General features: G+C 68.9%; 9 protein-coding genes. 8 read left to right on the top strand and 1 reads right to left on the bottom strand.

Going from position 1 to position 11,167, the window contains the following annotated elements; genetic code table 11:
• The first annotated feature begins 2 nt into the window (after positions 1 to 2).
• Together QFZ52_RS08540 and ndk are read left to right on the top strand one after the other, a co-directional pair.
• Positions 3 to 440, top strand: coding sequence for a DUF4233 domain-containing protein (locus QFZ52_RS08540; protein ID WP_307497191.1), 438 nt, complete (start codon positions 3 to 5; stop codon positions 438 to 440).
• A 73-nt stretch (positions 441 to 513) separates the two neighbouring features.
• Positions 514 to 927 (top strand): nucleoside-diphosphate kinase, encoded by a 414-nt coding sequence (gene ndk, locus QFZ52_RS08535; protein ID WP_278266568.1) that lies wholly within the window; start codon positions 514 to 516, stop codon positions 925 to 927.
• A 69-nt stretch (positions 928 to 996) separates the two neighbouring features.
• Here ndk and QFZ52_RS08530 read toward each other — a convergent pair whose 3' ends face one another.
• A complete protein-coding gene (locus QFZ52_RS08530; RefSeq protein WP_307497190.1) occupies positions 997 to 1,638 on the bottom strand; it encodes a vitamin K epoxide reductase family protein in 642 nt (213 codons plus the stop codon).
• A 457-nt stretch (positions 1,639 to 2,095) separates the two neighbouring features.
• On the opposite strand from QFZ52_RS08530, the gene QFZ52_RS08525 reads away from it, so the two are divergent.
• From QFZ52_RS08525 to proB, 6 genes are all read left to right on the top strand, one after another.
• A complete protein-coding gene (locus QFZ52_RS08525; RefSeq protein ID WP_307497189.1) occupies positions 2,096 to 5,683 on the top strand; it encodes a ribonuclease E/G in 3,588 nt (1,195 codons plus the stop codon).
• Between the two features lie 149 nt (positions 5,684 to 5,832).
• Entirely contained in the window at positions 5,833 to 7,380 is a 1,548-nt protein-coding gene (gene thiD, locus QFZ52_RS08520) for a bifunctional hydroxymethylpyrimidine kinase/phosphomethylpyrimidine kinase (protein ID WP_307497187.1), read from the top strand.
• 284 nt (positions 7,381 to 7,664) lie between these two features.
• On the top strand, positions 7,665 to 7,973 hold the full coding sequence (rplU, locus tag QFZ52_RS08515; protein WP_066210498.1) for a 50S ribosomal protein L21: 309 nt from the start codon (positions 7,665 to 7,667) through the stop codon (positions 7,971 to 7,973).
• Positions 7,974 to 8,017: 44 nt separating this feature from the next.
• On the top strand, positions 8,018 to 8,278 hold the full coding sequence (gene rpmA / locus QFZ52_RS08510) for a 50S ribosomal protein L27 (RefSeq protein ID WP_066210496.1): 261 nt from the start codon (positions 8,018 to 8,020) through the stop codon (positions 8,276 to 8,278).
• Positions 8,279 to 8,422: 144 nt separating this feature from the next.
• Positions 8,423 to 10,033, top strand: coding sequence for a GTPase ObgE (obgE, locus tag QFZ52_RS08505; protein ID WP_307497186.1), 1,611 nt, complete (start codon positions 8,423 to 8,425; stop codon positions 10,031 to 10,033).
• Positions 10,030 to 11,163 carry a glutamate 5-kinase gene (proB, locus tag QFZ52_RS08500; RefSeq protein ID WP_307497185.1) on the top strand — a complete coding sequence of 378 codons (1,134 nt, stop codon included), beginning with the start codon at positions 10,030 to 10,032 and terminating at the stop codon, positions 11,161 to 11,163. The genes obgE and proB overlap by 4 nt, the downstream gene beginning before the upstream one ends.
• Positions 11,164 to 11,167 lie beyond the last annotated feature (4 nt).

Below are 11,167 nucleotides of genomic sequence, written 5' to 3'. Positions count from 1 at the left end.
GCATGGCGAAACTGACCCGCGCGCAGCGGGAATGGCGTCCCGGCACCCCGAAGAAGGCCCGCTCGACCAAGGTCACCTTCGCCTCGACCGTGCTGGTCCTCGAAGCGTTCGTGATGTTCTTCGCGGCGCTCGTGGTCTTCGGCCTCCGCAAGAGTGAGCCGATCGCCCCGGTGCTGCTCGGGGTCGGCATCGGCCTGGCCGTCCTGATGGTGCTCTCCTGCGCCTTCCTCCAGAAGAAGTGGGGCTACGGCCTGGGCTGGGGCATCCAGCTGCTGCTGATCCTCACCGGTTTCCTTGAGCCCACCATGTTCGTGATCGGCGTCCTGTTCGCCATCACGTGGTGGTACGGACTCCGGGCCGGCGGGCGGATCGACCGGGAGCAGCGTGAGCGCGCCGCGGAGCAGGCCCGCTGGGAAGCCGAGCACCCGGACGAGGCCTGACCCGCCGTCGTCGGCCGCTCCGGCCACAACTTAGAATCGTTACGGAACCAACCACCTCTTTTTGGGAGCAGTAGTGAGCATTGAGCGCACCCTTGTCCTCGTCAAGCCTGACGGCGTCCAGCGGCAGCTGACCGGGGCCATCCTGGCCCGCATCGAAGCCAAGGGCTACACCCTGGCCGCCTTGAAGAAGCTCGACGCCGGCCGCGAGCTGCTCGAGCAGCACTACGCCGAGCACGAAGGCAAGCCCTTCTACGAGCCGCTGCTCGACTTCATGCAGTCCGGCCCGGTCGTGGCAGCCATCGTCGAGGGCAACCGCGTGATCGAGGGCTTCCGTTCGCTGGCCGGGACCACCGACCCCACCACGGCCGCCCCGGGCACCATCCGCGGTGACTTCGGCCGCGACTGGGGTGTCGCGGTCCAGCAGAACCTCGTGCACGGCTCCGACTCGGTCGAGTCCGCCGAGCGCGAGATCGCCATCTGGTTCTGAGAACGTCGGCTTAAACCACGAAGCCGGTCCAGGAATTCTCCTGGACCGGCTTTGCTGTCTCCGCAGGACTCACATGGTGGAGCCGAAGAAGACACCGCTGAAGCGGATCAGGATCGAGGCAATCACGCCGATGTAGAGCAGCGCCACGAGCGGCCAGGCGAAATCGCCCACCGACTTCCGGAACTTCTCCGGGACGGGGATGACCCCGTGGACGATGTTCCGGACCGTGACCCAGACGAACATGGGGATCATCATGGCCCACACGATCATGCAGAACGGGCACAGGATGCCGATGGTGTAGAGGGCCTGTGACCACAGCCAGCAGACGAACGCGAAGCCGAGGGTGACGCCGGTCTGGAGGCCGAGCCAGTACCAGCGCGCGAAGCGGGCGCCGGACAGCAGTGCCATGGCCGTGGTGATGATGATGGGGAACGCCACGATGCCGATGAACATGTTCGGGAACCCGAACACCGAACTCTGCGCGGTCTGCATGACCTGGCCACACGAGATCCAGGGGTTGATGTCGCAGATGGTCGAGTGGTTCTTGTCCTGCAGCACTTCCAGCTTCTCGATGACGAGCCACCACGACGCGATGAAGCCGACGACGCCGGTCACGAGCAGGAGCCACGCGAAAGGCCGGTGCCGGGTCATGAGGGGAAGCGCCTTCTCCTCCAGGTGCTGGGTGGGAGTGCCTCCCGCGGCGGTACTCATGCGCTGGCGTGTCCTTTCGATAAGACCGGTATGCCGCCGATTGTAACCATGGGACCTCCGGAAAAACTCCGAGCAGTGCGCCACGGGGTGGGAAAGCCGGTTCGCGGGCTTTTGTGGGATGATGGGTACGGCTGGGCCCGGTCCACACCCGGAGCCCTGGCCCAGTGTGATGCCCGCAAGATCCACGTGATGCGTCGGGTGCCCGATCACCGGAGGGATGCTTCGTCGCTTCCCGGCCCGGAACCAGGCGCCCTGAAGCCACTGTGGCACCTGGCCGTAGTCCTTACGGCGGGTTCCAGGCTCCACTGGCCCGAGCCGGCCGTGGTCCTCGCCTTGAGCAGAGGCACGCAGCCGCCGGGTACCTACTGACTTTCGTCGGTGCCTGAGGGTGCTGACTTCGTGAAACGCCTTGCGCGGGACCGGGTGTGGGGGTTCCCGACGGGCGGGAATGTTGACCATGGATTCCGAAAATCTCCCCGCAGGGGAAGCAACGAACGCAGAACAGAACTCCACGGAGGCGGTGAAGAAGCCCGCCAGGTCGCGGCGCCGCATCGCGTCCGCTCCGGCCGGTGCGCCGGCTCCCGTGACCGAGGCCCCGGCCGCAGCGGCGCCCGCGGCCGAATCCGCCGGGGAAGCACCCGCGAAGACCACCACGCGCCGTCGTCCGTCCCGGGCGAAGGCCGCTGCCGCGGAGGAGACCGCTCCGGCTGCTCCGGTGGCAGAGACCGCCGCAGTGAGCACTGAAGCCCCTGCAGCAGCCGCACCCGCCAAGGCGCCGGCCCGCAAGCGCGCGCCCCGGAAGGCCACGGCCCCGACCTCTTCGCCGGAGCCGCGCGCTGAAGCCGAGTCCGCTCCGGCTCCCGTGGAGTCCCCGGCCTCCGAGTCGCCCGCGGCAGAGGCCCCGGCCGCCAAGACCTCCAGCCGGAAGGCGCCGACCCGCCGCCGTAAGGCGACCGATACCGCGGCTCAGCTGACCGCGTCGACCGAGGAAGCCGCTCCCGCCGCGGTCGCGGAGACCGCGGCCGCCGACGTTCCGGCGCAGGAGGCCAAGGCCCAGGATTCCAAGAGCGAGGGCACGCGTTCCTCGCGTGGCCGCCAGCAGGCCGACCGGTCGAAGGGCGCTCGCACCGAGGGCGGCCGGTCCCAGAATCCCCGGAGCAGGAACTCCCGCGCTCAGGGTGCGGCGTCGACCGGCGCCGACCGAGCCGCAAACCACGTCGCTGACCGTCGGACCGCCGCTCCGGTGTCCGAGGAGACCACGGCGCCGGTGCGCCGTCGCCGTGCCAGCAAGTACAGGGCGGCCCCGCAGGCGGTCGAAGCCGAGGCGATGGAGAACGTCGTTCCGGAGGCGGTGGTTGCTGAAACCGTCGAGTCCGTGCAGGCGCCGGAGACCGCCGACGCCGTGCTGATCGTGGCGGCCGAGCCGGCCGCGGCTGAGGAGAAGCCTGAGGAAAAGCCCGAGGAGAAGGCGGGTGACACGGCCGCTGAGAAGCCCGCCGAACCCGCTGCTGAGAATTCCGCGGACGCCGCGGCCGAGGAGACAGCCGAGGAGACCTCTTCGGTCTCGAGCCTCTTCCTGGCCCCCGCTGACGTGACCTCCGTGCTGTTCCACGCCCCGGACCTGTCCGTCGCCTTCCCCGAGGACGAGGAAGCCGAAGACGCGGCTGACGACGAGGACGAGGACGATTCCGCCGAGGGCGCGGGAAGCCGCTCGCGCCGCCGGCGTCGCGGCCGTTCGCGCGGCCGCAGCGGCGAAGGCGCTCAGGAGGCTTCGCCTGCCGAGGACGACGCGGAGGAGAGCGACGGCGTGACCTCGCGCCGCCGTCGTCGTCGCCGCCGTGGCGATCAGGACCTTGAACTGACCGGCGGCCTGGACGATGATCCGCCCAACACGGTCACCCGGGTCCGCGCGCCGCGCACGCCCTCCGAGTCCGTCAGCAACAAGGTGACCAGTGTGAAGGGCTCCACCCGTCTGGAGGCCAAGAAGCAGCGCCGCCGCGAGTCCCGTGAGTCGGGCCGCCGTCGTCAGGTCATCACCGAGGCCGAGTTCCTGGCGCGCCGCGAGTCCGTGGACCGCCAGATGGTGGTGCGCCAGAAGGACGACCGCATCCAGATCGCCGTCCTGGAGGACGGTGTGCTCGCCGAGCACTTCGTCTCCAAGACCCAGCAGGACTCCCTGATCGGCAACGTGTACCTGGGCAAGGTCCAGAACGTGCTGCCGAGCATGGAAGCCGCCTTCGTGGACATCGGGCGCGGCCGCAACGCCGTGCTGTACGCCGGTGAGGTCAACTGGGACAGCGTCTCCCTGGAGGGCAAGCCGCGCCGCATCGAGAACGCGCTGAAGTCCGGTGACTCCGTGCTGGTCCAGGTCAGCAAGGACCCGATCGGCCACAAGGGCGCACGCCTGACGAGCCAGATCTCCCTCCCGGGCCGCTACCTGGTGTACGTGCCGGGCGGCTCCATGACCGGCATCTCTCGCAAGCTGCCCGACGTCGAGCGCAACCGTCTCAAGCGGATCCTCAAGGACCGTCTGCCGGAGAACGCCGGCGTGATCGTCCGCACCGCGGCGGAAGGCGCCTCGGAGGAGGAGCTGACCAACGACATCAACCGGCTCCGTGCCCTGTGGGAGTCCATCGAGGCCCAGACCGGCTCCACCAAGGTCCTGGCTCCGGAACTGCTGTACGGCGAGCCGGATCTGACCATCAAGGTGGTCCGCGATGTCTTCAATGAGGACTTCTCGAAGCTGATCGTCTCCGGTGAGGAAGCCTGGGACACCATCGAGGCCTACGTGACCTACGTGGCACCGGACCTGGTGGGCCGCCTGGAGAAGTGGACGGACGAGAAGGACATCTTCTCCGCCTGGCGCATCGACGAGCAGATCCACAAGGCCCTGGACCGCAAGGTCTTCCTGCCGTCGGGTGGCTCCCTCGTGATCGACCGGACCGAAGCCATGACCGTGGTGGACGTCAACACCGGCAAGTTCACCGGCAGCGGCGGAAACCTCGAGGAGACCGTCACCAAGAACAACCTTGAGGCGGCCGAGGAGGTCGTGCGCCAGCTCCGCCTGAGGGACATCGGCGGCATCATCGTGATCGACTTCATCGACATGGTGCTCGAGTCCAACCGCGATCTGGTGCTCCGTCGCCTGGTCGAGTGCCTGGGCCGTGACCGGACCAAGCACCAGGTGGCCGAGGTGACTTCGCTGGGCCTCGTGCAGATGACCCGCAAGCGGATGGGCACCGGCCTCCTCGAGGTCTTCGGCGAGCAATGCGAGCACTGTGCCGGCCGCGGCGTCATCACGCATGACGAACCTCTGGACACCCGCCGTCCGACCGGCCACTTCGAGCACCAGCACGGTGTGCGCCCGGAGACCCCGCAGCAGCCGAGCGGCCGTTCGGAGCGCAAGCGCCGTCGCGGACGCTCCAATGCAGCGGCCACTGAGGAAACTCCCGCGCCGCAGCAGGCTCCGGAGCACGACGACGAGGACAAGGCCGCGAAGGCCGCCGCCACCCGTGCGGTCCTGGCCAACATCGCTGCCGCGGCCCACGCCGCGCATTCCCACGACGGGGAACCCGATCACGAGGGAACCGAGGACGACCAGACGGATCGCCCGGCGGCCGTGCTGACCATCGGCGGTGAAGTGGTCGAGCTGCCCCTGGGTCAGGTCGAGGAGCCGGTTCAGGAGCCGGCGCCTGTGCTGAGTCTGGACGCCCTGGCGGCGGCCTTCGACAGCATCGGTGGACCGTCGGCTCCCACTGCTGCCGCGGCGCCGGTTCAGGAGTCGGCCGCCGAGCAGACGGCTCCCGCCGAGGCTCGCGAGGAGAAGGCCCCTGAGGCCAAGCGCCCCGCGCGCCGTCCTCGTGCGTCCCGCCGGGCTCAGAGCGCCGTCGGCGCCTCGGACGTGCAGCAGGTGGAGGTGACCGCGGCTCAGGAGAGCGGGTCCGTCCGCAGGGCGTCCGTGCAGGCCGAGCAGTCCCGGGACAAGGGTCCCAGCGGCGAAGAGCCGCTGGTGCTCGGCGTCGGGGTCCCGGCGTCCGAACTGTAAGTCACCGGCCGCCGTCCGGCGGCCGGAACGGTCACGGACCGTCTGCGGACGGCATGTGACCGATGGAGCACCTCACAGGAGGGGGCGTGGCGAAAGCCGCGCCCCCTCCTGTATTACATTGGTGGCACATCCCCGATTGGAGTTCTCCCATGACCCGTGTGCCCGCCGCCTCCTCGCTCCTGCCGGCGCAGGCTCCGCCTCGGCCCCGCGTGCTCACCATCGCCGGATCCGATCCGGGCGGGGGAGCAGGCATCCAGGCGGATCTCAAGAGCATCGCGGCCAACGGCGGTTACGGCATGGCGGTGATCACCGCGCTGACGGCACAGAACACGCAGGGTGTCCGAGGGGTGCATGTCCCGCCCGTGGAGTTCCTGGCGCAGCAGCTGGAGTCGATCAGTGACGACATCACCGTGGACGCGGTGAAGATCGGCATGCTCGGCAACGCCTCGGTGATCGACACGGTGAGCTCGTGGCTGGAGTCGCACCGCCCGCCGGTCGTGGTCCTGGACCCGGTCATGGTGGCCAGCAGCGGGGACCGGCTCCTGGACGCCGAGGCGGAGGCCGCGTTGGAGCGCCTGCTCGGCCTGGCCGACGTCGTGACCCCGAACATCCCCGAACTGGCCGTGCTGCTGGGGGAGAGCCCGGCCTCCGACTGGGAGACGGCTCTGGAGCAGGGCAAGCGGCTTGCCGCGGCCCACGGGCTCGCCGTGCTGGTCAAGGGCGGTCACCTCGACGGCGAGACGGCCTGGGACGCTCTGGTGGACCTGAGCGGCCGCTCGGTGTCCGACGTGACGGTGTTCGAGGGGCCCCGCGTGGAGACGCTGAACACGCACGGGACCGGGTGCTCGCTCTCCTCCGCCGTGGCGACGCTGCTGGGCGCCGGGCTCGACCCGGAGCATGCGGTGCGGCAGGCGAAGTCCTGGCTGCTGGACGCCATCAGGACCTCCTCCGAGCTGCAGGTGGGCCGCGGACACGGTCCGGTCAACCATTTCCACCACGGGGTCCTTCCGGGAGCGCGGAGCCAGGCGGCCTACGCCGAGGATCTCTGGGCCACCGCCGCCACGGGCCTGGAGCGGATCCACGCGCTGCCCTTCATCGAGCAGCTGGGAGCGGGGACTCTGGCCGAAGCGGACTTCGCCTACTACCTGGCCCAGGACGCCCTCTACCTGAACGCCTACTCGCGGGTCCTGGCCGCGGCGAGCACCCTGGCGCCGTCGGAGGCCGAGCAGGCGTTCTGGGCCAAAGGCGCCCGGGAATGCCTCGAGGTGGAGGCCGAACTGCACCGCACGTGGCTCGTCGGCCGTGAGGTCAGCCTGACGCAGGGGCCCGAGACGCGTCAGTACGTGGACCACCTGCTCGCGCGCGCCGCCGAGGGGGACTACGCCGTCCTGGTGGCCGCCGTGCTGCCCTGCTACTGGCTCTACGCCGAGGTGGGAGCCACCCTGTTCCGCGCCTTCGAGGAGGCGGGTGCGCCGGAGAGCCACCCGTACGCGGTCTGGCTCCGCAGCTACTCGGACCCCGCCTTCGCGGAGTCCACCCGGCAGGCCATCGCCTGGACGGCTCAGGCCGCACGGCAGGCCAATCCGGAGCGCTGGGCCCGCATGCAGGATGCTTTCGCGGTGTCCTCGGGCTTCGAAGTGGACTTCTTTGACGCGCCGCGCCGCCGGGGTCCGCGGAGTGCGTCCGCCATCCGCTAGACTTTAATGTCGGGAAAGGCGCCACGTGGGATATACCACGCTCAGCGCCCTGTGGACCAGCCTCATTTGCAGCGAGGGTGAGCACTAGCGTAAGCTAGACCTTCGGTGCTAACGCCAACCCATGGGTATTGCGGGAAGATCCTGAAGAGGAATCGCCCGGACTCCTTTATCGGCCCCTTATCGTAGGGTCCGACGGCGCAGAGGCACAGCCAGGACTTTGGAGGATCTTCCTCTGGTCCGGCACGCAAACTTAGTAAGAATCGTCGAGAGAAGTGAGTTCCCAAGTGGTGTACGCGATTGTCCGCGCCGGCGGCCGTCAAGAAAAGGTCTCGGTTGGAGACTTCGTAACCCTGAACCGCGTCGCCGGTGAAGTGGGTGGCACCATCGAGCTGCCTGCCCTCCTGCTGGTGGATGGTGACAAGCTCACCACGAAGGCTGCCGATCTGGCCAAGGTCAAGGTCACTGCCGAGATCCTGGAAGACCTGCGCGGCAAGAAGATCGTCATCCAGAAGTACAAGAACAAGACCGGTTACAAGAAGCGTCAGGGTCACCGTCAGGAACTGACCCGCGTCAAGATCACCGGCATCAAGTAAGACCCTTCACGGGATTACTTCTACCTAGAAGGCAGGCATAAGGCATGGCACATAAGAAGGGCGCGAGTTCCACTCGCAACGGTCGCGATTCGAACGCTCAGTACCTCGGTGTGAAGCGCTTCGGTGGTCAGGTCGTCTCCGCTGGTGAGATCCTGGTCCGCCAGCGTGGCACCCACTTCCACCCCGGCAACGGTGTTGGCCGTGGCAAGGACGACACCCTGTTCGCCCTGACGCCCGGTGCTGTCGAGTTCGGCACCCGCCGTGGACGCCGCGTTGTCAACGTGGTGGCCGCAGCTGCTGAGTGATCAGTCGCACACTTTCGATGGGGCGGGCCTGAGGCCCGCCCCATCGGCGTTTAACATCCCGACCAGGCTCTGGCCGGGACCATAGAATCATTGTGGAAGCCGCGCGTCGACGCGGATCTTCGACAGCAGAACAAAGGAGAACCAGTGGCGAGCTTTGTGGACCGTGTGGTCCTGCACGTCTCCGGCGGCAATGGGGGACACGGTTGTGTCTCCGTCCATCGGGAGAAGTTCAAGCCACTGGGTGGTCCCGACGGCGGCAACGGCGGCAACGGCGGAGACGTGGTGCTCCGCGTCGATCCGCAGGTCACCACCCTCCTTGAGTACCACCACTCGCCGCACCGTCATGCCGGCAACGGCGGACCCGGCATGGGCGACTGGCGCGGCGGCAAGGCCGGTGAGACCCTGGTGCTCTCCGTGCCCGAGGGCACGGTCGTCAAGGACCGCGACGGCGCCGTCCTGGCCGACCTCGTGGAGCCGGGCACCGAGTTCATCGCCGCGGCCGGTGGCATCGGCGGGCTGGGCAACTCCTCGCTCGCCTCACAGCGCCGCAAGGCTCCCGGCTTCGCCCTGCTCGGCATCGAGGGGGAGCAGCGGGACATCGTCCTGGAGCTGAAGTCGATCGCCGACGTCGCGCTGGTCGGGTTCCCGTCCGCCGGCAAGTCGAGCCTCATCGCCGCCATGTCCGCGGCGCGCCCGAAGATCGCCGACTACCCCTTCACCACCCTGGTCCCGAACCTCGGCGTCGTGCAGGCCGGCGATGTCCGGTTCACCATCGCCGACGTGCCCGGACTGATCGAAGGCGCGAGCGAAGGCAAGGGCCTGGGCCACAACTTCCTCCGCCACGTGGAGCGCTGCGCGGCGATCGTGCACGTGCTGGACTGTGGCTCCCTCGAGTCGGACCGTGACCCCCTGAGCGATCTGGACATCATCGAACGTGAACTCGAGCGCTACGCCGTGGACATGGCCTACGGTGACGGCGAGGTCATCCCGCTCAACGAGCGTCCCCGCATCGTCGCGCTGAACAAGGTCGACCTGCCCGACGGCAAGGACATGGCCGAGTTCGTGCGCCCCGATCTGGAGGCCCGCGGTTACCGCGTCTTCGAAGTGTCCGCCACGAGCCACGAAGGCCTCCGGGCCCTCGGCTTCGCAATGGCCGAGCTGGTCCAGGAGGCGCGCAATCGCCTCGCGGTCGCCCCGCCGGTGGTCGCTCCGACCGTCCTGCGGCCCCGCGCCGTCAATGAGACCGGCTTCGTCATCCGCCGTGAGGAACGCAATCTGGAGCCGCTGTTCCGCGTCCGTGGCGAGAAGCCCGAGCGCTGGGTCAAGCAGACCGACTTCGAGAACGAGGAGGCCATCGGCTACCTCGCGGATCGTCTGGCGAAGCTCGGCGTGGAGACGGAACTCTTCAAGATGGGCGCCAAGCCGGGTGACACGGTCGTGATCGGCGACGACAACGGCGTCGTGTTCGACTGGGAGCCGACCATGGCCGCGGGAGCCGAGCTGCTCGCGTCGCCGCGTGGCACGGACATCCGCATTGCGGACGCCGAGACCAGCTCGCGCCCGACCCGTGCCCAGAAGCGCGAGGAACAGCAGGAACGCCGCGACGCCAAGGCCGCCGCACGTGCCGAGCTGGAAGCGGAACGCAAGGCCGGCATCTGGACCGAGTCCACGCACGGCCGTCGTCAGGACAAGGCCGCCGCCGTCGAACGTGACATCCTCTCCGCCGAAGGCCTGGGTGACGAGGACGAGGCATGAGCCTCGCGTCGCTCACGCAGGAGGGCCGCGCCGTCCTGCGTGACGCCAAGCGCGTGGTGGTCAAGGTGGGCTCCTCCTCGCTGACCAGCATTCAGGGCGGGATCTCCGAGGAATCGGTGCTCGCGCTCGTGGAGGCTCTCGCCGAGCGGCGCAACGTGGGCACCGAGGTCATCCTCGTGTCCTCGGGCGCCATCGCCGCGGGTCTGGCTCCGCTGGGTCTGGCGCGCCGTCCCCGCGATCTCGCCACCCAGCAGGCCGCGGCGAGCGTGGGCCAGGGCCGGCTCATGTCGCGCTACACCCAGGCGTTCTCCGTGCACGGGATCACCGTCAGCCAGGTGCTGCTGACCGCGGAGGACCTAGTGCGCCGCACGCAGCACGCCAACGCCTTCCGGGCGCTGGACCGGCTGCTGAATCTCGGCGTGGTGCCGATCGTCAACGAGAACGACACCGTGGCCACCCACGAGATCCGCTTCGGCGACAACGACCGGCTCGCCGCGCTCGTGGCGCACCTCGTGCGGGCCGATGCTCTGCTGCTCCTTTCCGACGTGGACTCTGTCTACGACGGTCCGCCGAAGGACGGCGCGCGCCGCATCGCCGAGGTCCGCGGCCCGGAGGACCTGGCCGGCGTCGTGGTCGGGAGTGCGGGCAAGGCGGGTGTCGGCACCGGTGGCATGGCCACCAAGGTGCAGGCCGCGAGCATCGCGGCCGGGTCCGGAATCCCCGCGCTCGTGACGTCGACCGCCAACGCCCAGGCCGCACTGCGCGGTGAAGATGTGGGCACGTGGTTCGCCGTGCAGGGGGACCGCAAGCCCATCCGTCTGCTCTGGCTGGCACATCTGGCCACGGCGCGCGGTGAGATCCTGCTCGACGACGGCGCCGTGCGGGCCGTGACGCGGAACAACCGCTCGCTCCTGCCGGCGGGTATCACCGCCGTGCGCGGTCAGTTCGAGGCCGGCGACCCGGTGGACCTGCTGGATCCCGCCGGGACCGTGGTGGCCCGCGGGCTGGTGAACTACTCCGTGGAGGAGCTCCCGCGGATGCTCGGACGGTCCACCAAGGAGCTGGCGCGCGAGCTGGGCCACGAATATGAACGCGAAGTGGTCCATGTTGACGACCTGGTCGTCCTTTGAGGCG

This window comes from Arthrobacter woluwensis, assembly GCF_030816155.1.
GTDB lineage: Bacteria > Actinomycetota > Actinomycetes > Actinomycetales > Micrococcaceae > Arthrobacter_E > Arthrobacter_E woluwensis_A.
Note: the sequence above shows the minus strand (reverse complement) of the source record. Positions and strands in the feature narration are given on the sequence as shown.

Coding starts and splice junctions, on each gene's coding strand:
- QFZ52_RS08540 (WP_307497191.1), top strand. CDS start 3: ATGGCGAAACTGACCCGCGCGCAGCGGGAATGGCGTCCCGGCACCCCG.
- QFZ52_RS08530 (WP_307497190.1), bottom strand. CDS start 1,638: ATGAGTACCGCCGCGGGAGGCACTCCCACCCAGCACCTGGAGGAGAAG.
- QFZ52_RS08525 (WP_307497189.1), top strand. CDS start 2,096: ATGGATTCCGAAAATCTCCCCGCAGGGGAAGCAACGAACGCAGAACAG.
- thiD (WP_307497187.1), top strand. CDS start 5,833: ATGACCCGTGTGCCCGCCGCCTCCTCGCTCCTGCCGGCGCAGGCTCCG.
- rpmA (WP_066210496.1), top strand. CDS start 8,018: ATGGCACATAAGAAGGGCGCGAGTTCCACTCGCAACGGTCGCGATTCG.
- proB (WP_307497185.1), top strand. CDS start 10,030: ATGAGCCTCGCGTCGCTCACGCAGGAGGGCCGCGCCGTCCTGCGTGAC.